Source organism: Desulfomicrobium orale DSM 12838 (genome assembly GCF_001553625.1).
Classification (GTDB): Bacteria; Desulfobacterota; Desulfovibrionia; order Desulfovibrionales; family Desulfomicrobiaceae; genus Desulfomicrobium; species Desulfomicrobium orale.
Map to the genome: position 1 here is coordinate 377,356 of NZ_CP014230.1, position 26,559 is coordinate 403,914.

Sequence of the window (26,559 nt, forward strand, 5' to 3'; positions counted from 1 at the left end):
CATAAAAACGCGGTTCCGAAATGTCCCGCAGGACAGAGCCAGATTCCCGTCAGGCTTCCGCCGCAGCCTGCAGAACTGCTGCCGCCGCAATCACTCTGGGCATCGACAGCAGGACGGACGTGGGGCTAAGGCGCCCCCCGTTGCAATACGCCCACCTGGAAAAGAGAATCTCCCAGTCCCTGATCGTAGATGAACGGACCGAACTCCACGAGCGTCTTGTGCTCATCGGCGATATTGTTCATCTCCGCCTGCTGCACCGACCAGAAACCCTGTTGTTCCTGAAGCTTCAGCACATCGTACACGCGCGTGAGGCCTTCTTTTTCGTAATACTCCAGATGGACCACGAGACGGGTCTTCTTGTCGATCCACACGACCCTGCGGAGCACGGGGTCTTCCTTGTCCACAGGGACGGACTCGACCTTCCAGCATTCGTAGTCCCCGCGCTTTTCTTCACCCAGCATCGTATGCGTATCCTTGCCGATATTGCGACGCCCCATGTCGATGTCGTCATAGGTGAAGTCGCTGCCCATGAAGAAATCATTGTTTGCCGTCCCGCTGATGCGGCGCACTTTTTTCATGGAGGGTATGTACAGCCACTTGTCATCGTCCTTCCCGATCTTGTCGTAAGTCCAGGAAAGAAACTTCGTTCCTTCCACGTCTGCCGGATTGCGGAAAGTGATGAGGGATTTCCGGTCCATCCCATAGTCTTTCGCCACCTGCTCAAGCACACGGACCCGCCGGGAACCGCGCTTGTTGATCAGTGTCATGGTCAGCGTGCCCTGCCGGTCGTCTCCGTCGGGCCGTTCCCGCATCATGGTCACAGCCTGGATCCCGGTCAGCTCTTCCGCCAGGACGGGGATAGCGAACAACAGGACACCCCAGACCGCTAAAAGGCCCATCAGGGTTCTTGATACCCGATACATGCTCTCTCCGTTGGATCGTTCAGGTTCGAAGTGGTGGGGAGATCCCCAGCTTCTCCCCGTGATGGTGAAAAAATTTTTTCAGGCAGTTGCCAGATCCTGACGAAACAGATTGATCTTCGCTTCACCGAGGCGTTCCCGCAGGGCGTAATCGCGGATGCCCATGTCTTCCTCCGGAGCGATATTCAGAAAACCAAGCTTACCGATATGCGTGCCCTGGTGGAGCATGTGAAAAGCCTCCGCCCCATCACTCAAAGGGAATACCCGCGAAAGAGTGGGATACAGAAATCCCTTGCAGATGAGCCGGGCCGTCTGCACCGCCTCATAATAGTTCGCGGCATGCGACCCGATGATATGTTTGACGGTCTGCCACAGATAGCGGTTATCGAAGACGTGATCGTACCCGGACGTGGAGCCGCAGGTGACGATCTTTCCTCCGGCGCGGGCGATGGCCACGCTCGCCGCGAAGGTCGAGCGTCCTGTATGCTCGAAGACGATGTCGGGATCTTCGCCGCCCGTGAGTTTCCGGACCTGTGCCTTCAGCCGCAGAATCTGCCGGTTCTTGGTTCGGCCGTGCTCGTCGAGAAAGCGCTCCTCACCGGGCGTGCGCGGAAGCACGATGACCCGCTCGCAGCCCATTTTCCGCACCATCTCGGCCTTTTCCTCACTGGAGACGACACCGATGGGAATGCCGCCGCCGTTCAGCACGAACTGGATGGCGAACGTACCGAGCCCTCCGGAGGCGCCCCAGATCAGTACATTGTCACCCTGCATCATCTGGGCGCCATTTTTGGAAACGAGCATCCGATAGGTTGTGGTCGCCACAAGAGTCATGGACGCGGCCTCGACCCATGTCAGGTGTTCGGGCTTGGGAAGCAGCTGGTGTTCGCGCACCAGCGTGAAATCCGAGAACGACCCGAAGTTCGTCTCGAAGCCATAGGCCATGAGCCGGGGATCCCGGATTTCGTCGTCGAACACCTCCGGCGAGGCCACATCGCACGTCGGACCAAAGATCATGACCCGGTCTCCCGGTTTCCAGCGGGTGACGGCTGAACCCACACGGACGATCACCCCCGCTCCGTCCGTGCCGAGCACGTGGTGATCTACATTATGCTTGGCGTTATGCGGGGAATATTTGGCATATTCGCCGAGATAGTTGAAGCCGGGAGCCGGCTCGAACAGGGATGACCAGACATTGTTGAAATTCAGCGCGGAGGCCATGACGGCCACAAGCACCTCGTGAGGCCCCACTTCTGGAAGGGGCACCTCTTCAAAATGCAGAGAGCGGCGCGGATCCTTTTCTATGAAGGAAAGTCCCTGAAACAGGTTTGTCTCGTCGCGATGGACAGTCAGCGCCCGCATCGCATCAGGCAGGAGAGCATTGGCAAAATCGTCGGAAACGCTGCGTTCCGATTCCACAAGGTCGAGGATGTGCTTCAGTTCTGGTTTCATCGTCAAATCCTGTTAAATGGTCGTATCGTCTCAAGAAGGGAACATATCTCTAGAGGGTGTACATCAGGAGGGATTGATCGATTTGACCGATCACCTCGTCGAGCCATTTCCGCAGATAAAAATGTCCGCCGGGATAGGTCGCCATGCTGCATACGCCTGTCGTGAACTGTTTCCAACGCCGGACGCGATCGAGAGGAACGAGGATGTCCTTTTCCCCCGCGAATACAGAGATGGGGATATCCAGAGCCTCCTTCGTGCCGTCGATCATGGAGAGCAGCAGAGCGTGGTCCAGGAGGAGCGTTTGCCGTACCATTTCCAGGCTGTCCGCATCGAGCAGGACGGATTCAGGAATGGAATTGGACTGGAGCACCCTGTTCAGAAAGGCCTCGTCACCGACGGTTTCCGGGCGTAACTCGTCCGGCGGGATGGGAGTCGGGGCCGCCGAGACAAACAGATGCACCGGAGCGGTCATCCCTTCCCGCGCGAGATAAAGCGCCAGCCGGAAGGCTAGAAGACCCCCCATGCTGTGGCCGAAGAACACCGTCTTCGGAGTAAAAAGAGGATGCAGCGCAAGGGCGAGTTCTTCGCACAGAGCGTCTATGTCCGTTATGGCCTGCTCGCCATAGCGTTCCTCATGGCCGGGAAGCTGCACGGGGAACAGACTGATGTAATCGGGGAGCAGGGGCTTCCACGGAAGAAATGAGGAAGCCCCGCCCCCCGCGTAAGGAAAGCAGAAGAGGCGTACCTGCTCATCCGCCGCAATGTTTTCGAAGCGAATCCAGTCGGACTGCCTCCGTACGTTGCCCGGCACGCGTTTCCTCCCGCTCCGTTTACTTCACCGATCCGATGTGGTCGGCGATATTGTGGGCGTTGTCACCCAGAATGCAGTCGAAGTGATTCCCCGGAACGTCGAAGATCTTTACCTCCGAAGCGGGCATGGTCCTCCAGAAGGGCCGGGGATCGGGTATCCCCTGCAGGAGATCCGTCGCGAAGAAATACTTGAGCGTGCCCTTGTACGGGGACGGGCTGTAGGTCTTCGCCGAGCCCACGGTGGCTTCAAAGAGTTTGTACTCGTGGGCGAATTCCTCCAGCGTCACATCTTCGAGGAGCTTTTTCCCGGTGACGTAGCGGTAGATGGCCTCCACGCACTCATCCAGACTCATGGCCATCAGATCTTCCAGCCGGATGGCGTCTTCCACGACATCGGGCTGCTTCAGGACGCGGAGAACGGGATCCTTCTCCAGACCCGAGTAGATATTTGTCGGCAGGAAATAGGTACCCAGATACATGAACAGGAGGCTCAGTTTATGCGAGAAGGCCGCTCCGGGCGCGCCGGTATCGACGGCCACGAGATGCTTCACTTCCACGCCGCGCCGCTGGAGCTGTACGGCCATTTCATAGCCGATCATGCCACCCACGCAGAATCCGACGATGGTCAGCCTGGCCTTCGGACGCACGCGCAAGATCTCCTCCACAAAATACGCCGCGATTTCCTCCACAGTGCGCAGGGGCTCCTCCCGGCCGTCCTTGCCGCGAAGAATGCAGCCGTAGAAATCGGCTTCGTCCTTATAGAGCCGGGCGAAGTCGGCAAACAGCTCCACGCGGCTACGGCCTTCGGCGATGCCAAGGATCACGTTGTCCTTGCCGGACTCCTGAAGCGGCAGCAGAATCTTGTTCTGGTGGCGGGGCATGTCGATGTATTCCGCCATCTCCTTCAGGCTGTTGAGCGTATAGAGTTCCTGCACCCCCAGCTCCACCTTGAACGCTTCGTGGATTCTGGTGATGAGAACCGTCGCCAGCAGTGAATCGCCCCCCAGCTCGAAAAAACTGTCGTCGAGACCGGGCGCGTCGATCTGAAGAGTGGAAGCCCACAGCTCCGCGAGGCGTTTTTGCGTCTCCGTCTCCGGAATGCGGACAGGCTTGACGGTACCCGCTTCGGCTTCCGGCCGGGGCAGCTCCTGGCGGTCGATTTTCCCGGAACGGTTGCGCGGCATCGCATCCAGTTCCACGAATACAGACGGCACCATGTAGCCGGGCACACGCTCCTTCAGGAAGGCTTCGAGAAGCTGCGGCTCAAACTGCCAAGCCTGCAGAGGAGCCTGGGCAAGAATGACGTTCTGCTCCGCACCGTCGACAGTCCTGCACTGGTGGACGTTATCGAAACCGGCGAGCCTGAACTGCTCTTCCCACTGATCGCCGCTGAGCAAAGGATGCAACGGGCGCAGTTCCGTATCTTCGAAGACGTCGAAGCCCTGCTGCAGGCCCATGGTCAGATCGTGCGCTTTGAAGAACAGCGTCTGCTCGATGGCGAACAGCACGCCGCCAGGCTTGAGCAGGGAACGCAATCTGGCGAGGCTGGGGGCAATCCGCTTCACGTCGTGCAACACGCTGGCCGCAATGATCACGTCATAGGAGTGCGGTGCGAAACCCTGACTCACGATCTCCTCGTCCAGATCGAAGAGCCGGCATTTGAAGAATGGATGCTTCCCGAACTTGTCTTCGGCGTTCTGCAGAAAGTAGCGCGAGATATCCGTGAAGCAGAAGCTGGCCGTGTTGTCCGGAAGCACCTGCATGACCACAGTGGTCGCTCCGCCGTGTCCGCCGCCGACTTCCAGAATGTCCAGCGGATGATCCTGAGCCATGAGAGAGATGGCGTCACGGACAATCTGGTAGGAGTAGCGGAACACCGTGCCGTAGAGCCCCTTGATCTTGTCGGAGGCGTAGATTTCCGCGGAATGCGTGCGTTCCAGAAGCAGATCGACCATGCCTTTCGCTTTCGAGGCGAGAAACCCCACCCCCTGTCCGGCAAAACGCGCCTGTACCTCATCGGCAGTCGTGAACTGGAATGGCTTCACAAGGCGGAATGCCTCGCCTTCGCGGACGAGCAGTCCCTTTTCCTCAAGACTCAGCAAGGCCCGTATGAGCCAGCGTTCGTACCGGGGGCGGATGCCGGTGATACGCAGAATCTCGTCAACGGCGTGAACCTCCCCCTCCTGTCTGTACACGCCGAGTTCGTACAGCGACGCCTGAACTCCTGCGTCGTAAAGCTCGCTGCCCGGTCCCAGGTTCTTTTCGAGACCCTGACGGCGCGTATTTTCGGCGATGCCCGCAATGCCCGAATCCACGGCGGCGATTCGCTTCCACATGTCTTCGGCATCCCGCCATTCAACAACTTTCCGGGTATGCAAGGCGTCATTGCCTCTGGCTGTAAAATAGGCCGCAAGACGGGGGTTCTTCTTGTCCCCGAACGGCTGGACGACGGCTTCGCGGATATCGGGATGCTGGAGCATGGCGTGTTCGATTTCGCCGAGCTCCACGCGGAATCCGTTGATCTTGAGCTGATTATCCTCGCGCCCGAGCAGCACGATGTGACCATCGGGGTGAAAGTAGCCTATGTCGCCAGTGCGGTAGAGACGTTCTCCGGTGACGGGATGAGTGATGAAGGATTTCGCGGTGTTTTCGGGATCGTGCCAATATCCGTCGGACAGTCCCTCTCCGCCGATGTACAGGTGGCCGGACACGTAGTCCGGGCACGGCCTGAGCTCGTCGTTCAGAACATGGAACTGCTGATTCAGCATGGGATAGCCGTAGGGGATGCTCTCCCATTTCGGATCGACCCTGCCGATCGGGTAAAGAATCGACCAGATGGAGGCTTCCGTCGCGCCGCCCAGGCTGACGACTTCGGCGTCGTAATGCCCGCGGATCTGGTCCGGCAGATCCAGCGGCAGCCAGTCGCCGGAAAGCAGGACCAGACGCAGCGTGCCTTTTTGCACTCCCTGCAGGGCACTCTTGTATTCGATGAGCATCTTCATCATGGCCGGGACAGTATTCCAGACGGTCACCCGCTCGCGCTGGACGAGATCGAGCCAGTGTCCCGGCTCCCTGATCTGCGCGGCATCGGGGAACACGATGGTGCCGCCCGCGGCCAGCGTTCCGAAGATATCCCACACAGACAGATCAAAGCCCAGATTGGCGAGGGCGATGACCCTGTCGTCGGGCCCAATGCGGAAGCGGGTGTTGATGTCCACGAGTGTGTTGACGGCGGCCCGGTGGCCGATCATGACCCCTTTGGGCGTGCCCGTGGAACCGGACGTATAGATGACGTAGGCCAGATCGGTCTGCTTCTGCACTGGCCTGCGGTTCCACAGATCAGCCCCATTGCCTTCGGCCAGCGTGTCCACGGCGAGCAGGGACAGGCCGTCCATCCATTCCAGCGCCCGCGTCAGGCGGGACTGCGTCAGGACAAAGCGCACCCCGGCATCCCGGAGGATGAACTCCATGCGCTGACGGGGCATGGCGGGATCAAGAGGCAAATAGGCCGCACCGGCGTACAGAACGCCAAGCACGGCGACGGCCTGTTCCCACCCTTTCTCCATGACCACGGCCACCAGCTCGTTGGGCTTCACCCGACCGTCCAGTTCCCCGGCAACTGTTGCGACACGTCCGGCCAGTCCGGCATAGGTCAGGCTTATGCCCGGAGCCGCAATAGCCTCCCGATCCGGGGCGTTGCACGCACTGCGGGCGAACAGCGTGTGCATGTACTCGGAAGAAACTTCCCCCGCCGTGCGGTTATAGGCTTCGCGCTGTTCGAGCTGTTCTGCGGGCAGAACCACGACATCCTTCCGGCTCCAGAGCGATTCGTCGCCAGCCAGGCGATCCAGCAGATCGACATACGCGTCGAGCATGCTTTCCAGATATCCTTCGTGAAAATACTCCGCGCGCACATCCCAGTGAATACGCAGCCACCCGGCGGACTCGTAGACCTGATGATCGAGAAGCAGCTGGGGCGTCTGGCTGGAGGTAAACACCTTTTCCACCGGATTACCGTCGAACAGCATGCCTTCGAGGCTGTCCCCGTAGTCGCCGATGAGAAACGTGCTGGTGAAGACCACAGGCAGATACTGCTGCTCACTGGCTGAACGGAAACGGTTGAGTTCACGCAGGACGTCCACGCCGCCGAACTGCCGGTTATCCAGATCGTCCCACAGACGATCGCGGAGGGCGATGGCCCGCTGCTCGAAAGTCGCTCCGGGGTCATCGCATACTTCCAGAAGCAGGGTATCGGTGAAGTCGCCGACGACCTCGTCGATCTGCGGGTGCAGCGGCAACCGGTTGAACAGGGTCAGATTCAGGCAGAAATTCTTTTCCGAGTTCCAGCGGCGCAGCACCTCGGAGAAGGCCGCGAGCAGGATACTCGTGGGGGAAAGGCCGATCCTGGTGCCGTAGTCCTTGAGTCTGGTCCATTTTTCCGGAGACAGCTGTCCGTCCATGGGTTTGCTCACGGGGACGCCCACGGCGTTTTCGCTCAGTACAGGCATGCGCGGACCGGGGGATAGCGTAGGGATACGCTCCCTCCAGTAAGTCTGGGCCTGCCTGTAGGAATCCATGTTGCGGCGTTCCGCCAACGAGAGCACGTAGTCGCGGAAGGTGAGCTCCAGCGGCGGCAGTTCCAGGTCCGGATTGTTGTAGAAATTCTGCACCTGCACCATCATCGTCTGAAAGCTCAAAACGTCGGCATTCAGGCCTTCCAGGCTGACATGCATGCGGTATTTGCGCTCGTCGATTCGGGACAGGTAGATGTCGTACATCGGCCAGACGTCCACGGGCTTGATCTTCTGGCGCAGTTCTTCTCGGATCTCACCGAGAATCTCCTGCTTCCGTGCTTCGGTTTCACCACGCAGGTCAAAGTATTTGACCTCAAAGGGCGGCGTATGCTCCAGAACCATCTGCTGGCCGGTCTTGAAAATGACGCTGCGCATCATGTCGTGACGATCGACGAACTTGCGCCATGCGTTCTGGTAACGCTCGAAGTCGAGGTCCACCGTATCCATTTCGAAATAGACGTGGCTTGAAACGTTGCTCGCCCCCAGCGAGGTGTTGTCGCGGCCGATCATGTAGGCGAGCTGGATATCCGTCAGCGGAAAAGGCCTGTACCGGTCTTCGGGCCGCAACGTGATAACCGGATTTTTCTCCACGTTCTCGATGGCGAAGTCGTCCTTCTCCAGGAACAGTGCCAGAAGGGATTCCTGCTCTTCGGAGAGGCTGCTGCCTCCGGGGAGCAATGAGGCGTCGTACGACATTCTTTTTTCCTTACCTCGTTGATGTGTTGAACAAACAGCCTGATGATCCGGAACTATCCCTTCCGGGAAAGCATGGCTTTGACCTCATCGGCGGACATCGTTTTGATTTTGATGAACAGCTCGGCGATTCTGACCGTCTGTCCGGGCTTCTTTTCCGTGCCGATCAGAAACGCCGCCAGTTTGCTCACTGTGTTCTCCGTTACCAGCGAGCGAATGGGCACCTTGGTATGAAAGATGCTTTCCAGCCGGCTGACCATCGGAATGGCGTGCAGGGAATCACCTCCGAGTTCGATGAAGGCGTCGTCGATCCCCACGGAGTCGAAGCCGAGAATTTCCTGCCACACGGCGGCAATCACCTGCTCCACGACCGTTTCCGGAGCCCGGTAGGGTACAGCGAGCTGCGGCCGTTTGGCGACCTTGGCCTTGGCCTGAAACGCCGCATAGTTTTTCAGGACGTTCTTGGCGTTCCGCTGCAATTCTTCCACAAGGGCGGGATAATCAGAGGTCGAAACCATGACCTGCGCGTCGGGAAGCGCGAGGATGCGGCTTATGCATTCCATGCCCTCCCTGGCGAGGATGCCATGCGTGGCCACATCTTCGCCCACGGTTTCCATCATCTTGGGCAGGAGTACCGTTCCGATGCCGATGCCTTCCCAGTAGCCCCAGTTGACGGATACAACGCGGTACGGAAGCCGTCCGTTCACGGCCTGAGCGTGAAGGTCCATGAAGCAGCAGGCCGCCGAGTAATCCGTGAAGCCCAGCGGAGCCGTATAGGAGCACAGCGAGGAGAACAGCATGAGGAAATCGGGGTTCGCCTTTTCCAGTACCTTTTCCAGTACCAGCGTACCGTGCACCTTGGTCCGGATCACGGCCTGAGCGCGCTCGTCGGTCTGAACCTGAATCATGCTGGAAGAAACAGTCGAGGCCGCGTGAAACACGCCGTTGATCTCTCCGAACCGTTCGAGCACGGCGTCACGGACGGCAAGCATCTGATCCAAATCGGCGACATCCGCCGCAAACATGAGGCATTCCGCGCCCATCGTCTCCAGTGTTCGCATCTTGACGATGCGCTCCGATACGGCGTCGTCTCCGGGATGGTCAGACAGCCATGCGTCCCATTCCTCGCGCGGCGGAAGCGGCGTTCTGCCGATCAACACCAACCGGGCGCCCCATCCTTCCACAAGATACCGGGAAAGCTCGAAGGCCACACCGCCGAAACCGCCGGTGATCATGTAGACTCCGCCCCGACGGATGGCCGCTTTTTCCGCTACCGGGGCGGAGGGCAGCGGCACGTGCGCGAAACGCTGTTCCCAGCGGCGGCGTCCGCGATAAACGACCGTCCCCGCGAAACCCGCTGCGTCGACCTCGCCCTCCAGCACGTCGCGCAGCGCCGTCACATCGCGGATGATGGCGTCCAGCAGCGCAGGATGGAGAGGAACTCCCGCCTTCGGAGTGTCGATATCAATATTGCGCGACTGGATGTTCAGGTATTCATTGGGAATAACGCGGCATGGGCCGAGCACAGGGGCCTTTTCGGGTGAAAGCGTTTCACCGCCCGTCACACTGTAAAGACCGCTGGACAGGACGGCTAGACCGACCGGACGATTGTCCAGCCCGAGCGCCGACAGGGCGCGCACCAGATAGATGACGCTCTGGTAGCCGCGTGCGGTCAGTTCATCGCAGAACTCAAGGCCGGAGCCTTCTCCGTCCTCCGTTACGCTCCACGCGTGGACGATGAAATCGGGCTCATAACCCTGCGCACTCAGATCCTGCAAAAGTCGCTTGTAATCCCCCTCCTCACCGGGGCGGATGAAAAATATTCCGGAAGAATCTTTCCCATAGGCCGCCCCCGCCTCGGCTAGAGCCGCCTCATGGCCTATCTCGCACAGCCGCCGGGCCAGAGCTCCCGACACGCCGCAACGATCCGCCAACAAGAGAAAGCGCCGCTTTTCGGCAGGTGCAGGGTCAAGACTCCGCAGGTCGAAGGACTGTTCCCACTGGGGAAGGACAAACCACGTTCCGATGTCCCCCCGCTTTTCCATCAGCTTGCCCATCATGGAGGCCAGCGCCCCGCCCCGCTTGCCCTGCGCGCGGGCGTCGGCCCGTTCGGCCCAGTGGCGCTGCCTCTGAAAGGGGTAGGTCGGGAGAGGAATCCGTCTGCCGCCACCCTGCTCGCCCGCATACCAGCCGGGATTCACCCCGTTCAGAAACAGCGCGCCGTAGGCGGCGCTCAACGCCCTGCCTTCTTCAATATCCTGCCCGGCGTCGCGCATGGAAAAGACGATACCCTGCCCGTTCAGGTCGGCATGACGTTTTGCCAGCGTGCCGAGGGCCTTCCCTGGACCGACCTCAAGCAGCACGGCGTTCTTGTCTTTCAGAATTGCGGAGATGTTTTCACAGAAGCGCACCGGCCTGCGAATGTGAGCCGTCCAGTAATCGGGGCTGGTGGCGTCTTCCTCCGAAAGCCATGAGCCCGACACGTTGGACAGGACCGGAACGCGCGGCGCGCGCAACTTGATGGAAGCAAGAGCCGCCCGGAATTCGTCAAGGATGGGATCCATGAGGGCGCTGTGTCCGGCCCTCGTCGCAGCAACCTTCCGGTAATGGATGCGCTGTCCGGCCAGTTCCCGCTCCAACGCCGCGATGTCGCCCGGCCGTCCGGAGACCGTGCACAGTTTCTCGGCGTTGACTGCCGCGATGGACAGGCTGTCCCGCAGCAGCGGAGCGATGCTGTCTTCGGACGCATACAGCAGAAGCATGGCCCCCTCCTCGACCCTGTCCATCAGCTGACCGCGTTTGACGGCGATGGACAAAGCGTCCTCCAGAGAGAACACGTCCGCGACGACGGCGGCCAGATACTGGCCGAAGCTGTGCCCGACGCATCCGGCTGGCCGCACACCCCAGTGCATCCAGAGCTGGGCCAGCGCATATTCCGTGGCAAACAGCGAGGCGAAGGTGTAGGTTGGTCCGGCGAGTTTCCGTTCCGCCTCGGCCGCTGCTTCGCCGGAAGCGTACAGAAGGTCGCGGATGTCTTCCGAAATGAGCGGCAGAAGCAGCTCCGCGCACTCGTCAACAGCGTCGCGATATACCGGCTCGGTTTCGTAGAGTTCCCGACCCATGCCTACATGCTGCGAACCGACTCCGGGGAACATGAAATACACATTCCCCGCAGCAGGCGGGGCCGCGGGATCGGCCAGCCGCTCCGTCCAGCGGCGATTCTTCAGTGACTCGGCGAGCGCTTCGGTCGTATCGGCGACCATGACGCGGCGAGAGTCAAAAGCCTTGCGCCCCCTTTGCAGAGTGTAGGCGACGTCCTCCAGAGCGGTCTCGGGATGTTTTTCCAGAAACGCCGCCAGCCGTTCGGCCATACCGTCAAGGGCCTCCTCCGTCCGTGCCGAAAGGGGAATCGGATGCCAGCGTCGGCGCGGGCCGGAACCTGTGCGCACAGGAGCCTCTTCCAGAATCATGTGGCAGTTCGTCCCGCCGAGGCCGAATGAGCTGATGCCCGCCCGGCGCGGCGAGGCGTCCCAAGGCTTCAGTTCCGTATTGACGTAGAACCGGCTGGTTTCGAAATGGATTTCGGGATTCGGTTTTTCAAAATGCAGGATCGGGGTCAGCGTTTTCCGTTCGAGGGAGAGCATGGTGCGAATGAATCCGGCGATGCCCGCAGCGGAATTGAGATGCCCCACGTTGGTCTTGACGGAACCCAACGCGCACGGAGTCGCCGCCGATCCGTACACGCTTTCCAGAGCGCGGACTTCCATCGGGTCGCCCATGGGCGTCCCCGTGCCGTGCGTCTCGATGAAGGTCACCGTTTCCGGCCCGACTCCGGACAACTCCAGCGCCTCCCCCAACACAGCCTCCTGCCCCCGCACGCTCGGAGCCGTAAATCCGACCTTGTCCGCGCCGTCGTTGTTCACGGCAAAGCCGCGAACAACGCCATAAATGTAATCGCCGTCCTCTATGGCGTCCTCAAGACGCTTGAGCAGGACGACACCCGCGCCGTTACCGTACATCATCCCGGAGGCCCGGTGATCGAAGGCATGGCAGCAGGCATCGCGTGAAAGCGCGCCATCCTGTCCGGCCAGGTAGCCGAGCTTTTCCGGCAAGGAAATCGATACCCCACCGGTGAGGGCCATGTCGCAATGGTAATCCAACAGAGCCTGGCAGGCCGTCGCCACGCTCACCAGCGAACTCGAGCAGGCGCTCTGGATGCTGAAAGCCGGGCCTTTCAGATCGAGCTTGTAGGCGACGCGGGAAGCCGCATAGTCCTTGTCATTGCCGATCAGCTCGTCGAAAAAAGGCATCGGCTGTTCCGGGAAGGTCCTGTTGTCGGGAATGAGATAACTGCTCGGCGTGATGCTGGCGTAAACCCCGATGGTCTGGTCTGGGACACCGGGGACATATCCCGCGTCCTCAAGGGCCTCCCACGCGCACTCCAGAAAGAGCCGCTGCTGAGGGTCGATGGTTTCGGCCTCCTTCGGGGTGTACCCCCAGAACGCCGCATCGAACTGGTCCACCTTGCCAAGAACATAGCCTTTCCTGACGAACCGTTCATCGGACAGAAGATTTTTGGACACGACTCCTTCGAGCTCTTCATCGGTGAAGGAGACACGGACATCCGCTCCCGAAGCCAGATTTTCCCAGAACCGTTCTATCGTTTCCGCTCCGGGAAAACGCCCAGCCATACCGATGACGGCGATATGCCCACTTTCCATAGAATCTGCCATGGTACCCTCTTTCAGGTTCAAGCGACGGTTGACTCAATGCTGGCGCATGCGGCGTTTCTTGCGCATCTCGACACGCCGGGACGGTCCGGCGGCGGTAGCGGCCTGTGGAATCCCCTCATCGAGAAAGGCGGCCAGAGTCCGGATGCTCGGGTATTCAAAAACGCTCACCAAGGGAAATTCACGGGAAAAACTCCGTACCAGTTCTCTGTGCAGCCGCACGGCGAGAACAGATGTGCCGCCCATGTCGAAAAAGTTGTCGTCGATGTTCGGCACCACGCGCCCGAGGATGTTCTCCCAGGCCCGCACTACGGCTTTTTCGGTCTCGGACGAGGCCGGTGCAACCGCCTTTTCCGGCATGGCCACTTCCTTGAAACGCTGCAGAAGCTGCTTTCTGTCCACCTTTCCGTTGCCCGACAGCGGCAGAGCTTCCAGAACGACAAGGTGCGAGGGCACCATATAGTCGGGCAGGCGGTCACGGACAGTTCCGAGTACGGCCAGTTCGTCTATGGCTCCGCCTGGAACGACGAATGCGACCAGTTTTCTGGTGGCGGCGGTTTCACCCGTCACCGCCACGACGGCTTCCCGGACGTCGGAACGGGACAACAGCACGGCCTCGATCTCGCCCAGTTCGATCCGATGCCCCCGGACTTTCACCTGAAAGTCCTTCCGGCCGAGGAACTCGATGTTCCCTCCGCGCAGCATCCGCCCCATGTCGCCGGTACGGTACAGCCGCTCGCCGGTCCCCGGATGCGCGATGAAGCTCTCTGCCGTGCGGGGGGCATCGCGCCAGTATTCGCGCGCCAGACCCACGCCGCCGATGTACAGATCGCCGGGGACGCCCTCGGGGCATTCTTCCAGCCGTGCGTTCAGCACATGGAAGCGCTGGTTGCGCATGGGCCTCCCGTACGGAATGCTCTTCCATTCAGGACTTACTTCTTCGATGGGATAGAGGATGGACCAGATGGAGGCTTCCGTGGCCCCGCCAAGGCTGAACAGCCGCGCCGCCGGAGCCGCAGTGCGAAGCCGCCGGGGCAGGTCCAGCGGAATCCAGTCGCCGCTCATCAGAACCAGCCGCAGAGAGGCCTCGCCTGTTTTACCCGTAAACTCCATGTACTCCGCCAGCATCTGCGCCAGCATGGGTACGGAGTTCCAGATCGTGACGCCGCAACGGGAAGCCAGCTCCAGCCAGTGAGAGGGGTCTTTCAGCCTGCCCGCATCGGGCAGAACCACCGCCGCCCCGGAAGCCAGCGCTCCCCAGATATCGTAGACAGAGAGGTCGAAGTTCAGCGCGGAAAGACCGAACAGGCGATCCTGCGCCCCCACCTCGAACCGGTCGTTGATGTCGAGGATGGTGTTCACGGCCCCGCGGTGGTCGATAGCGACCCCTTTGGGCTGTCCCGTGGAGCCGGACGTATAGATGATGTAAGCCAGATCCTCCGGCTCTGCGGATGCGGCCTCAAACGAATCCTCCCATTCGTCTTCGGGAGAGAGACCATCAACGGCGATGACCAGCGCCCCTTCGGGCCAGCACAGCGTTTTCTCGTATTTCGACTGCGTCAGGATGACGCGAAACCCCGCACCGCTTGCGATCTGCCCGAGCCGGGCGGAGGGAACATGGGCGTTCACAGGGACGTATGCGGCACCAGCCAGAACGGCGCCCGCGACGGCCACGACCTCTTCCCAGCCTTTCTCCGTCACCACGCCTACCAGATCTCCCCTGCCGACTCCCTGGTTCGACAAAATACGTGCGACAGATCCTGCCCGACGGAGAACTTCGCCATACGAAAACATCCGCGTGGAGGTCATAACAGCCAGCGCCTCGGGTGTTCTCCGGGCCTGCCTGAGAAAGAGAGAGCCCAGAGTTTCCCCGGAAAGAGGCCCTTCAGTGGCGTTGTATGCGAGCCTGGCCCGGCGCTGCGTTTCGGAGAGCGTGAGCGGTGCGGCTTCCAGCCATGCGGCGTCATCCGCTGCCAGCCGGTTGAGCAGGCGCACGTAGGCGTCGAACATGTCCTCCACAAGCCCTTCCGGGAACAACCCTTCGACGGCGTCCCAGTTGAGCACGAGACGGCCCTCCTGCTCATAGGTCTGGTGGTCGAGCCATACCTGCGGAGTCTGAGTGATGCTCGTGACGAGCGTTCCCATACCGGAAAATCCCGACGCATCGCGTCCCGCCGTTCCGAGGCTGACCGCGCCGGTGAACACGATGGGCATGCGCGCCGGTTTGCCGCGCCGTGCGAGTTCCCGCAGCACCTGCACGCCGCTCACGAGTCTGTGACTCATGTCCTCCCAGAGTTGCCGCTGGATAGCGTGGGCGCGGTCCCTGAAGGACACGCCGGAGGCAGCGTCCACGACGAGCAGATTGAGGGAGGAAAAATCCCCGACGATGTCATTGACCTGATCATGCAGCGGGAGCCTGTTGAACAGGGTCATGTTCAAAGTAAACCGAGGACTGGAGCTCCACCGGGCCAGCGTTTCGGCGTACGCGGCCACGAGCAGACCGGACGGCGTCAACCCGTTCCTGCGGATGCGGGCCTTGAAGCTCTCCCACACGGAGGGGTTAAGCACCGTGCTCAGGCGCACAGTCCGGGGCGCATCAAGTTCCGCGGGCTGCTTCGCCAGCGGGAGCTCCGGCGCGGAGGGCAGATCGTCCAGCCGTTTTTTCCAGTAGCCGAAATCCTTGTTCCAGAGAGGCGTATCGGCAATCCCGCGCTCCACAACCACATAGTCGCGGAAGGACAGCCGCAGTTCGGGGAGCCGCTCGTCGGGGGCGCGATACAGCCGCAGCCATTCGTCAATGAGCAGAAAAATACTCCAAGCATCGGCGATCATTGCGTCGAAGTCGAGGAACAGACGGAAGCGCTCTTTTCCGTCCCGCAGATACCGGGCCGCCCGGATATCGAACAAGGGCCATGTGTCCGCCGGGAGAAGCTGACCGGACATGGCCTGGCGGACGGCACCGATGGATTCTTCCGGGGCTGTGTCTTTCCGCAGGTCATAGACCGGGAAGCGGTACTCGCTCACGGCGGGCAGAATCTTCTGGGTTCCGTCCGGCAGAAAGACGGCCCGCAGCATCTCGTGGCGGCCGATCAGCCGGTTCCAGGCGCTGTTGAGCCGGTCAAGATCCATACCCGCGTTGTCGAATTCAAAATAGACATGGCTCGAAACATTCCCCAGCTCGTAGGCCCCGATGCGGCCGATCCAGTAAGCATACTGGACATCCGTCAGGGGAAGGGCTCGAAGCGCTCTCCTTCGCGGATTTCCACAGCAGGCAAGGCCGCCGCGTCCGAGATGGCCGGACCGTCCGCCTCCTGCGCCGTGATTTCGAGGCTCTCCGCGAGGTGGGCGATATCCGGGAACTGGAAAAGCCGGTCGAGGGTCAGATCCACACCGAGCACTTTCCGTATTTCCGCGACAAGATGGGTCGCGACGAGCGAATCTCCACCGAGCTCAAAAAAATTGTCTCGCACGCCGACCTGTGACACCTGCAGGACATGCTCCCAGATACGGACGAGTGTTTTTTCCAACTCCGTCGAGGGCTGGGTATCCTCGGCTGTCTTGTCCTCAAACGCGGGCAGAGCCTTACGGTCCAGTTTGCCATTGGCCGAAAGGGGAAGCGCGTCGAGAGCCATGAACGCGGAAGGCACCATGTACTCCGGAACGCGGTCGCGGAGAAAGACTTCCAGGCCACGGAACAGGCTCTCTTCGTCCGCCACGGAATCCCGTGGCACAAGATACGCTCCCAACCGCCGGATGCCCCGCACGCCAGCGACCGGCCTGACCACGGCGTCCTTCACCAGCGGATGCTCTTTCAGGGCCGCTTCAATTTCGCCCAGTTCGATCCGGTGTCCGCGGATTTTCACCTGACTGTCGGCGCGCCCGAGAAATTCTATGGTGCCGTCCGGCCAGAAACGCCCGAGATCGCCCGTCCGGTACCAACGCATCCCGTCGATTTCACGGAAACGCTCGGCCGTCAGGTCCGGGTCACCCAAATAGCCGCGAGCAACGCCCGCCCCACCGATCCAGAGTTCGCCGTCGACCCGGTCCGGGCAGTCCCGGCCCTTGGAATCCACGACCCTGTAAGACTGCCGGGATAGCGGGCGCCCGTAGGGAATGGATTTCCATTCGGCGGGAATCGGCGCCTCGACTTCCATGATGTTCGACCAGATGGAAGCTTCCGTGGCTCCACCCATGGCGATGAGTCTGGCTTCGGGGGAGGCGGCCTTCAGCCGTTGCGGCAGATCGAGCCCGATCCAGTCCCCCGAAAGCATGGCCAGTCGCAACGGGAGCCTGCTCCCGTGCGCCTCGGCGTCCACCAGCAGCATGTCGAGCAGGATGGGTACCGTATTCCAGATGGTGATGCCGTGTTCGAGGATAATCCGCCGCCAGTCTCCGGCGCTGCGGCGTATCGTCTCGTCGATGGTGACGATGGCCGCGCCGGCAGAGAGCATCCCGAAAATATCGTACACGGAAAGATCGAAATCCAGAGAGGATACGGCAAGGCATGCGTCGCCTCCGTCCACGCCGAACCGGGAATTGATATCCGCGATGGTGTTCCGCGCGCTGCGGTGTTCGATGGCCACGCCCTTGGGTTCGCCCGTGGAACCGGACGTGAAGATGACATAAGCAAGTTCTTCCGGAGCGGTCTTCACCGGTTCCGCCAAAGGCTCCACGATGTGGCGGTCCGCAATGTCGATCAGATATGACCCTTCGGGCAGCGAGCCATCCGGAAGAACATCCGCCTGGCTCAGAATGAACCGGATACCGATTTTCCGATGAATACGCTCCCGCCGCGACAACGGCTGGGAGGGGTTCACGGGCACGTAGAACCCGCCTGCCGCGAGAACGCCCAGCACGGCGATGATCTGTTCCCTGCCGTGCGGCAGGCTCACGGCCACCGGCGCTCCCCGCTTCATACCGCGCCGCAGCAGCAGGGCTGCTGTTCGCAACGCCTCTTCCGCCAGTTCTCCGTAGGTGGTTCGCTCCCCGCTCAGGCCATCGACAAGAGCGGTAGCTCCCCCCGCTTCGGCCGCGCGGGCAAAAAACGGCCTGTGCATGGTTTCGGAAGGTGCGGGCAGGGCCAGGGCCCTGTCCTGCTCGCGCCGTTTGCGCTGGCATTCCGGCAGCGCATCGTAAATGCACTCCCAGTGCCCGGCGTCGGCAGCGAGCCATTCCAGCAACCGTCCGTAAGAGTGGAGCATCTCATCGACCAGACCATCGGCGAAAAGCTCCTCGGTCGTATCCCACGCGAGGGCGAGTCCGCCGTCTTCCGTTTCGTACATCTGAAAATCGAGCCAGACCTGCGGAGTCTGGGACAGCATGTAGTGGAGCCTTCCGAGCGTTTCCCGGCATTCCTGCGTCAGCAAGGGGTTTCCCAGATTGCAGGCGAAGACCACGGGCGCGACAAACCGCTCGTTCGGGCGCACCTTGGCGATATCGCGCTGAATCTGTACGCCGGAGTAGGAGGAATGTGCGACATTCTCGTAGAAACGGGCCTGAATGTCGCGCAGGCGGCTGAGGAACGGCTTTTCTTCGGTGCAGTCCACATCGGCAAGCAGAAGATTGGTGAAGTCCGCCACCACGTCTTCCAGCCCTTCCTCGCCGGTTTCCCGGTCGAACAGCGGAAGATTGATGAAGAAACGGGATACCGAACTCCAGCGATCAAGAATTTCGGCATAGGCCGTGAGCAGTACCATGGCCGCTGTGGCTTTGCGGGCTGCAGCCTGAGCCTTGAGGGCGTTCCAGACCTCCGCGGACAGGAAGAAGAGTCTGCGGTGATAGGTGGCCCGGAGCACTTCCTCGGGATTTCGCTTCAGCGGGAGTGCGGGCGCACCGGGAAGTTCCGGCAGTCGTTCGGCCCAATAGGCGGCATCGCGTTCTCTGTCGGCGTTCTCCCTTGCGCTCTTGCGGGCCAGATAATCGGAGAACCGCCACGTTTCGGGCGCAGGAGGTACGGCGCCACGGACGTAGGCCGCCGAAAGATCGCGCAGCACGATGCAAAAGCTCTGCACGTCGGCTACCAGCAGGTCGATGTCAAAGAAAAGGCGGGTGCGTCCGTCCGGAAGCAGGCACAGCTCCAGTCCGGCGAGCTTGCCCTGCTCCACCGCGAAACGGCGGTGCGAGAGCTTTTCGCGGAGTTGCGCCAGACGGTCGGCCACAGCATCCGCATCGGCGCCGCGAAGGTCATGGACAATCAGACCATCCGAAGCAGGTTTCGGCAGGACCCGCTGCCTGCCGTCATCAAGGAAGGCGGCGCGCAGAAGGCTGTGATGGGAAAGCACTGTCCGCCACGCCCGGGCCAGTCTGTCCGGCTCGACGCCGCTGCCGTCCAATTCGAGATAGGCGTGGCATCCAATGCCGCCGAGAGGCTGTCCGTCGCGCCGTCCGATCCAGTAGGCGTACTGCACGTCCGTCAGAGGGAACGGTTCATCCTGCGTCCGCTGCGAAAGACCTCCGGAGGGGACGACGGAGGATGCCCCTTCGACCCCGGCCTTCTGATGGAGAATCTTCATCCAGCTCGACAGCGTGGGCTCGGCGATCATCTCGGCGAACACAACCTTGACCCCGGCCTTGCGCCACCTGCTGACGAGACGCATGATCTTCAGGGAATCCAGCCCGAGGCCGACGAGATTATCGTCGTCGGAAAAATGGGACGCCGCGAGCAGATTCCCTATGGTTTCGCGGACGGAATCGTACTCGATGACCGAGGGCTCCTTGATAGCCATTACCCCTCTTTCTCCTTGGAATATGGCGTCAATGAAAACGCCGGGAAAGGCCCTGCCCTTCCCGACGAAAAACAGACCGCATCTCAGACGTCGCGCCGAACGTACCGCTCCTCGGCCATGGTCGAGAGCTTCCGCTTGTCCACCTTGCCGACGCTGGTCACGGGCCATGCGTCCAGTCGTTCCAGCTGGTCCGGGTACTTGAAGCGGGCGACGCCGTTTTCTTCGAGAAAGACGTAAAGGGAGGCGAGAGTCACTTCGGCCCCATCGGTCATAATCCAGGCACAAATACGCTCGCCTAAAGCCTCGTCTTTCGCTCCGACGACGGCGGCGTCCGTGATCAGCGGATGCGTCCGCAACACGGTTTCGACCTCCACCGGGGCGATCTTTTCTCCGGCGCGGTTGATCTGCTCCTTGATGCGACCGCACACCTGAATGCGGCCGTCGTGAACAAAACGGGCGATATCTCCGGTGCGGTAATATCCGTCGCTGGTCACGGCGTGTCTGTTCACTTCCGGCGCACGGTAATAGCCTTGGATTGTGTAGGGACCGCGGGAAAGCAGCTCCCCCGCTTCGCCGGGCGGCACGTCCCGGTCCTCCGCATCGACGATGCGAACTTCATCGGCCGGTGAGATGGGATATCCCTGCGTGTTACAGATCACATCTTCGTCGTCGTCCAATGAGGTCATGCAAATGAGTCCTTCCGCCGTACCGAATACGTTGACCAGCTTGCAGTTGAATGCGGCCTCCACGCGCGCTGCCATGCCAGGGTCGACCGCCGAGCCACCCGCCTCGATGAACACGAGGCTGGACAAATCCGCTTCTTCCCATTCCCGGGCCTCCAGCCAGAGACCCAGCAACGCGGGCACCAGCGCGGTAAAGGTGATCTTTTCGCGCTCGATCAAATCGAAGGCCGTGTCGCTGCCCGCGCTTTCGGACAAAACCACCTTGCCGCCGCTGAGCAGCGTCCCGATAATGCCGGGGGATGACAGCGAAAAATTGTGTGCGACAGGCAGCACCACCAGATACGCGCTGTCTTCGTCGAGACGGCAGCGTTTAGCGGCGGCGCGCGCGTTGTAGACGTAGTCCGTATGCCGGCGGGGAATCAGCTTGGGCGTGCCGGTCGTGCCCCCGGACAGCAGGAGCACGGCCGTTTCCGTAAAATGGGGTGGAACCCAGTTGATGACGGGATCTGGCCTGCGCAGCGACTCCAAAGGGATGGTGTCCTCAATCCCGCCGTTGTCGGTAATGAAATATTTCAGGTATGGATGGCCACTGGAAAGAGTTTCAACGATGGAACGGTATTCAGTGGAACCGTATTTGTCCGTCGTGATGTAGGCCACGGGTTCGGCCAGCCTGCACAGTGCGGCAATGTCCGCCTCGCGGTTCGCCGGGAGGCCCATAATGGGGATAGCTCCCAAACGGAACAGCGCGAAAGCTGTCAGCACGAATGCCAGCCGATTGGGAAGCTGGAGCAGAACGCGGTCACCGGGGCGGATGCCCAATTCAATCATTCCTGCGGCATATTCGTCCACAAGCTGGTCGAGTTCGCGGTAGGTCACCCTTCTTTCACCGGAAACAACGGCGATACGGTCCGCATGCCGCTCCGCGCTCCGGCGCAGTTCCTCGCCAAGCGAATACGGTTGCCAATATCCGCTGGCAATGTACGTCTCCTCAGGCACGATATACACTTCTGACTCCTTGCCGGATCATTTTTGAGAAACGGAAATGAATTCCTCCGATTTCGGATATGGATTTCCGCATCGCCGGAAACCGGTGTTCCATCTCTTTGTGTGGAAAGGGGGGAGGCGACCACGAGACATTAAGCGCAGGAAAAGAGATTGACTTCCCGCACGGCGGATGTCCGTCCTCCCATTTCGCGGCCGACCCCAAGAGGAGGTCAATAGCGGTCAGACATCCCCATGGACATACCAGATACGGTCAAAAACGTACCTCTCTCTTCACTCCATCATTCCGGGAAGCCAGAGACTCAAAGCGGGAAAGGAGAACAGGAGGACGAGGTGCGCAATATCGGCGATCAGAAAGGGAAAGATGCCGCGAAAAACCGTCGTCAACGGGACATCGGGCACGGAAGCCTTGATGACGAATATGTTCAGGCCCACCGGAGGAGTGATCTGAGCGATCTCGAAAATGCGCACCACGATGACTCCGAACCAGATCGGGTCATAGCCCAGAGACGTGATCAGCGGAAAGACGATGGGCATGGTCAGCACGATCATGGCAATGGGAATCATCACACAGCCAAGGACGACGTACATGGTCACCAGAATGCCCATGATCAGAGTGGGACTGAGCTGAAGGCTGCTGACAGTCGAAGCCAAGGTGAACGGAATTCTGGTCACGGAAAAAAAATACCCGAGCAGCATGGCCCCGACCATCACCAGCATGATCATGGCCGTGGATTTGACCGTATCCATGCACAACAACCCAAGGGCGCTGGAAGTCAGACGACGGCGGAGCATCGCCAGCGCAAATGCACCCGTGGCGCCAACGGCCGCCGCCTCCGAGGGACTGAACCAGCCTTTGTAGATGCCGCCCATCACGAGCAGAAAAAGGGCGAAGACGGGCCATGTCCCTTTCAGTGACCGCATCCGTTCACGCAGGGGAAAAGGTGCGCAGGCGGGACCCATCGCGGGCTTGATCCGGCATATGACGCCGACAGCCGCGGCATAGAACAGGGCCTGGAGCAGGCCGGGAATGACGCCCGCCATGAACAGCTTGGCGATGTTCTGCTCCGTGAGGATGCCGTAGATGACCATCACCGTCGACGGCGGGATGAGCACACCAAGGGTCCCCCGGCGGCGACCACGCCCGTGCTGAGCGCGGGATCGTATTTGAGTTTCTTCATTTCCGGCAGAGCCACGGCTCCCATGGTCACGGCGGTCGCCAGCGTAGTGCCGCTGAGAGCTGCGAATCCGGCACAGGCTCCGACGGTCGCGAGAGCCAGACCTCCACGGAAATGGCCTGTCCATCGGTGCAACATGCGGAACAGGTCTTCGGAAATGCCGCTGTGGGAGCACAGGTTTCCCATCAGCATGAACAGTGGGATCACCGCGTAGTCATATGAAGCCACACTCGTCCACGGGGCCGTCCGCAACAGGTTGAGTCCGGCCCCCGGGCCCAGCAGGGAAGCCATGCCGACGACACCCACCACACCCATGGATACCGCCACCGGAACGCGAAGGAACAACAGCGCGAGCAGTGCGAGAAAGCCCAGCAGACCGATCCATTCAGGCGTCATGGCGAACCATCCCCTGAAAATGCTTCCGGACATGGAGCAGAGAAACAACCGCCAGCAGGAAAAAACCCGCCCCGAGCAATCCGATGAACGGCCATGTCCGGATGCTCGTCGTCGGTGTACACTCTCCGTTGATGAAAGCATCGACGGCATAATCCACCGTTTTCCAGCCCATGGCGACACAGAGGACGCATCCGAGCAGACAGCCCAGCACGCCGAGGGCGCGCTGCACCCGCCGCGGCATCATGTCCGTCAGGACTTCCACCTCCAGATGGCTGTGGGTCACGCCCGTATAGGCAAGGCCGCACCCGACCACCGCTCCCATGAGGACTTCGACCACCTCGAAGACGCCGGAAATGGACGTGCCGAAACAGCCACGCATCACAACATCCGCCGTGACAAGCAGTGTCATGAATCCCAACAGAACGCATCCGAGGACATTACCCCACAGGGCCGCCCTGCGGATGGCCGCGCCTCCTTTCTTCATGCAATCCATGCGAGCAGAACCTCCGCGGCCGCACGAAGCTTTCATCCGCACGGCCGCTCATGCATTTTACCGGGTTTCGTACTGCTTCATGAGTTCAAGAAATTCCGCCACATACCGGCGGGCGTCCGGGACGCCTTCTTTCTCCATCCGGCTCAATTCCTCTTCCCGAACCTCGGCGCATACCTTGTCGATCTTCTCGCGATCGGAAGCAGAGAAGTTCAGGACGGCCTTGCCTTCCACCTGCAGGGACTTGCGCATCTCCTCGGAAATGGATGCCTCCGTTTCACCGCCCAAGGCCGCGAAGCGTGCGCCGCTGGCGTCCTCCATCACCTTCTGGAGGTCGGGCGGCAGTGAGTTCCATTTGTTCTCGTTGATTACCAAATAAAAATAGATAGGCGGCAGGAAATCACTTTCGGTAAAAAAATTACAGATGTTCACCAGCCCGAACCCGCGGTGTCCTTCCCATGCGGCGACGGTGGCCTCGACGATCTTCTTCTGGAGATTCATGAAAATGTCCGGCCCGGGCACCGTCATGACCGTGGCCCCCATACGCTCGGCAAGCAACGCCGTGCTCTTGCCATTCGTACGCAGCCGGAGTCCCTTGAAATCATCGAGGGTAGCCACGGGTTTGGCCACGCTTCCAATGACCATCGGAGAGACATGCACGCCAAGAATTTTGACGCCTTTCGCTTCCTGGTGGAAAGCGGGGGTCCTTGCGATCAGATCCCACACTGCGAGAGAAGCTGCGCGGGATTGGTGATGTTCAGGCCCGGTACGTACAGAGCTTCGAGCGCCTTCAGCCGGTCGATGAAAAAAAAGGAATGCAGGTAGGCGATGTCCACCAGACCGTCCTGGCAGGCCATCAGGTTGACGTTCGGTTTGGCCAGCGATCCGCTGGGATACAGGTTTATCTTGATCCGGCCATTGGAGGCTTCTTCCACAGCCTTGCTCCACGCCTGCACCGTCCGCACCTGCTGCACGGACTGCGAGCCAAGGCCGGTTTCAAAGTTCAGAACAAATACGTCGTCGGCGTGAGCATCGCTCAAAACACCCCATCCCAACAGCACAAAGCCGCACAGCAGCCCCCGCAAGATTTTCATATCCCGCTCTCCGTTTCATCAATATTGTTAATCGTGCTCCGGCAGCTTGCCGGGGCTCTCCAGCAAAGAACGGCTGCCGAGACGTTACGCGTCGGCAGTAACAAAATAGCGTTCCGCCATTTCCCGCAGTTTGTATTTCTGGACCTTACCGTTGGCAGTAAGAGGAAACTCCCTCACCAGTGCGAGATGCCGAGGAATCTTGTACCAAGCGATGCGTCCCCGGCAGAATGCCCGGACAGTCTCCGGCGAGACATCCGCCCCTCCCTGACGATCAGGAAGGCGCCCACCTCTTCGCCATAGCGTTCGCTGGGCACTCCGACTATCTGGACGTCGAGAACTCCATCCATGGTGCGGAGATAATCCTCAACCTCGCGGGGGTATACGTTTTCCCCTCCCCGGATGATCATGTCCTTGATCCGCCCCCGGATGCTGACATAGCCGTCCGCGTCCATGCATCCGAGATCACCCGTATGCAGCCAGCCATGATCGTCGATGACCTCGGCCGTGGCTTCCGGCATATCGTAATATCCCCGCATGACGTTGTAGCCCCGGCAGCAGACCTCCCCCACTTCGCCGCGAGGGAGCTCCGTGTTGCAGTTCCGATCACGGATGGAAACCTCGATGCCGGGCAGAGACCGTCCCACTGTCGAGACACGGCGGTCCACGGAATCGTCCATCCGGGTCTGGGTCAGTACCGGAGAACCTTCCGTCAGCCCGTAGCAGATGGTGATTCCCTCCATGCCCATACGGGTCATGACCGCGCGCATGAGTTCTTCGGGGCATACGGCTCCCGCCATGATTCCCGTGCGAAGCGTGCCGAACTCGAAACGTGGAAAAAACCGGTGATGCAGCACTGCCTGAAAAAAACTCGGCACCCCATACAAAGCCGTGCAGCGCTCCTGCGCTACCGCGTTCATAACCGGGATGGGCGAGAAGGTATCCAGCAGAACCATCGTGGCCCCGTAAAAAGTGCAGGCCAATGCGCCAAGCACGCAACCCACGCAGTGAAACAGCGGCACAGGCAGGCAGACCCGGTCGGCCGCGGTCAGGCTCAGATTACCGCCGACGCAACGGGCGTTGTTCACAATACCTACATGGGTCAGCATCACACCCTTTGGAAACCCGGTGGTTCCCGACGTATACTGCATGTTGGCTATGGCGTACGGCTCCACGGCGCTCCGGCGGGCCGCATAGGCCGTCTCGGAAACATCCCGCCCCAGAGCATCCAGCTCGGACAGGGAGTAGGCGGCCGCCTTGACCGGAGCATCCCCGAAAGCCACGATCCGGCGCAGCTCCGGCGCATGGCGGGAATGCAGCGCACCCCGCGGGTGCTCCAGCACCTCCGGGACGGCAGCATGGAGGGAGGTTGCAAAATCGCGTCCGTGCAAACCCTGAAAAAACACGAGCGTCCCACAACCGGATTGCCGCAGCAGGTAACGCAACTCCGTTTCCTGATAATTCGTATTCACCGTGAGCAGCACCGCGCCGATCTTCGCCGCCGCGAACATGAACACGATCCATTGCGGGCAGTTGGGAGCCCACAGGGCTATCTTTTCCCCTTCATCCACGCCGATGGTCATCAGCCCCCGGGCGGTGTCATCGACCCGCTCCGAAAGCTCCAGCCAAGTCCACCGCACTCCTGAAGCCGGATGAACGACCGCCTCCCCCAAGGGAAACGCTTTGACGGCGGCATCGAGAACCTGCCCCAGGGTCAGTTCCTGCACTGCAAATTCTTTCATGACATCTCCGGCCACTGCTTCGGGAGAGAGGGAATCCCCCGTCGAAATGGAGAAAAATCCTCCCCGGACACAC

The 26,559-nt window shown here is 60.7% G+C and carries 11 protein-coding genes and 2 pseudogenes; all 13 read right to left on the minus strand.

What is annotated here, in order from left to right:
* Positions 1-125: 125 nt before the first annotated feature.
* The 13 genes and pseudogenes from AXF15_RS01750 to AXF15_RS01815 all read right to left on the minus strand — a co-directional run bounded on the left by AXF15_RS01750 (position 126) and on the right by AXF15_RS01815 (position 26,486).
* Positions 126-923: an outer membrane lipoprotein-sorting protein gene (locus AXF15_RS01750; protein WP_066602494.1), complete on the minus strand. Its 798-nt coding sequence runs from the start codon at positions 921-923 to the stop codon at positions 126-128.
* A 78-nt stretch (positions 924-1,001) separates the two neighbouring features.
* Positions 1,002-2,372, minus strand: coding sequence for a crotonyl-CoA carboxylase/reductase (gene ccrA / locus AXF15_RS01755; protein WP_211258998.1), 1,371 nt, complete (start codon positions 2,370-2,372; stop codon positions 1,002-1,004).
* Between the two features lie 49 nt (positions 2,373-2,421).
* Entirely contained in the window at positions 2,422-3,183 is a 762-nt protein-coding gene (locus AXF15_RS01760; RefSeq protein ID WP_066602497.1) for a thioesterase II family protein, read from the minus strand.
* A 19-nt stretch (positions 3,184-3,202) separates the two neighbouring features.
* Positions 3,203-8,452 (minus strand): non-ribosomal peptide synthetase, encoded by a 5,250-nt coding sequence (locus AXF15_RS01765; RefSeq protein WP_066602500.1) that lies wholly within the window; start codon positions 8,450-8,452, stop codon positions 3,203-3,205.
* Between the two features lie 53 nt (positions 8,453-8,505).
* Positions 8,506-13,182 (minus strand): type I polyketide synthase, encoded by a 4,677-nt coding sequence (locus AXF15_RS01770; protein WP_066602503.1) that lies wholly within the window; start codon positions 13,180-13,182, stop codon positions 8,506-8,508.
* Between the two features lie 33 nt (positions 13,183-13,215).
* Positions 13,216-16,407 carry a non-ribosomal peptide synthetase gene (locus AXF15_RS01775; RefSeq protein WP_335338904.1) on the minus strand — a complete coding sequence of 1,064 codons (3,192 nt, stop codon included), beginning with the start codon at positions 16,405-16,407 and terminating at the stop codon, positions 13,216-13,218.
* Positions 16,404-19,904 carry a non-ribosomal peptide synthetase gene (locus tag AXF15_RS01780; RefSeq protein WP_066602509.1) on the minus strand — a complete coding sequence of 1,167 codons (3,501 nt, stop codon included), beginning with the start codon at positions 19,902-19,904 and terminating at the stop codon, positions 16,404-16,406. Before AXF15_RS01780 ends, AXF15_RS01775 begins: the two co-directional genes overlap by 4 nt.
* Positions 19,905-19,987: 83 nt before the next feature.
* A complete protein-coding gene (locus AXF15_RS01785; protein ID WP_066602512.1) occupies positions 19,988-21,592 on the minus strand; it encodes a (2,3-dihydroxybenzoyl)adenylate synthase in 1,605 nt (534 codons plus the stop codon).
* 270 nt (positions 21,593-21,862) lie between these two features.
* Positions 21,863-23,196: pseudogene (locus tag AXF15_RS14800) on the minus strand (TRAP transporter large permease).
* Positions 23,153-23,656: a TRAP transporter small permease gene (locus AXF15_RS01800; RefSeq protein WP_066602521.1), complete on the minus strand. Its 504-nt coding sequence runs from the start codon at positions 23,654-23,656 to the stop codon at positions 23,153-23,155. Before AXF15_RS01800 ends, AXF15_RS14800 begins: the two are co-directional and overlap by 44 nt.
* Positions 23,657-23,713: 57 nt before the next feature.
* Entirely contained in the window at positions 23,714-24,379 is a 666-nt protein-coding gene (dctP, locus tag AXF15_RS14650; protein WP_257721623.1) for a TRAP transporter substrate-binding protein DctP, read from the minus strand.
* On the minus strand, positions 24,367-24,747 hold the full coding sequence (locus AXF15_RS14655; protein ID WP_066602525.1) for a type 2 periplasmic-binding domain-containing protein: 381 nt from the start codon (positions 24,745-24,747) through the stop codon (positions 24,367-24,369). Before AXF15_RS14655 ends, dctP begins: the two co-directional genes overlap by 13 nt.
* An 84-nt stretch (positions 24,748-24,831) precedes the next feature.
* Positions 24,832-26,486, minus strand: a pseudogene (locus AXF15_RS01815) (AMP-binding protein).
* Positions 26,487-26,559 lie beyond the last annotated feature (73 nt).

What these genes read in the sequence shown, in the direction of transcription:
- ccrA (WP_211258998.1), bottom strand. Translation starts at nt 2,372, where the DNA reads ATGAAACCAGAACTGAAGCACATCCTCGACCTTGTGGAATCGGAACGC.
- AXF15_RS01750 (WP_066602494.1), bottom strand. Translation starts at nt 923, where the DNA reads ATGTATCGGGTATCAAGAACCCTGATGGGCCTTTTAGCGGTCTGGGGT.
- AXF15_RS14655 (WP_066602525.1), bottom strand. Translation starts at nt 24,747, where the DNA reads ATGAAAATCTTGCGGGGGCTGCTGTGCGGCTTTGTGCTGTTGGGATGG.
- AXF15_RS01765 (WP_066602500.1), bottom strand. Translation starts at nt 8,452, where the DNA reads ATGTCGTACGACGCCTCATTGCTCCCCGGAGGCAGCAGCCTCTCCGAA.
- AXF15_RS01780 (WP_066602509.1), bottom strand. Translation starts at nt 19,904, where the DNA reads ATGGCTATCAAGGAGCCCTCGGTCATCGAGTACGATTCCGTCCGCGAA.
- AXF15_RS01800 (WP_066602521.1), bottom strand. Translation starts at nt 23,656, where the DNA reads ATGGATTGCATGAAGAAAGGAGGCGCGGCCATCCGCAGGGCGGCCCTG.
- AXF15_RS01770 (WP_066602503.1), bottom strand. Translation starts at nt 13,182, where the DNA reads ATGGCAGATTCTATGGAAAGTGGGCATATCGCCGTCATCGGTATGGCT.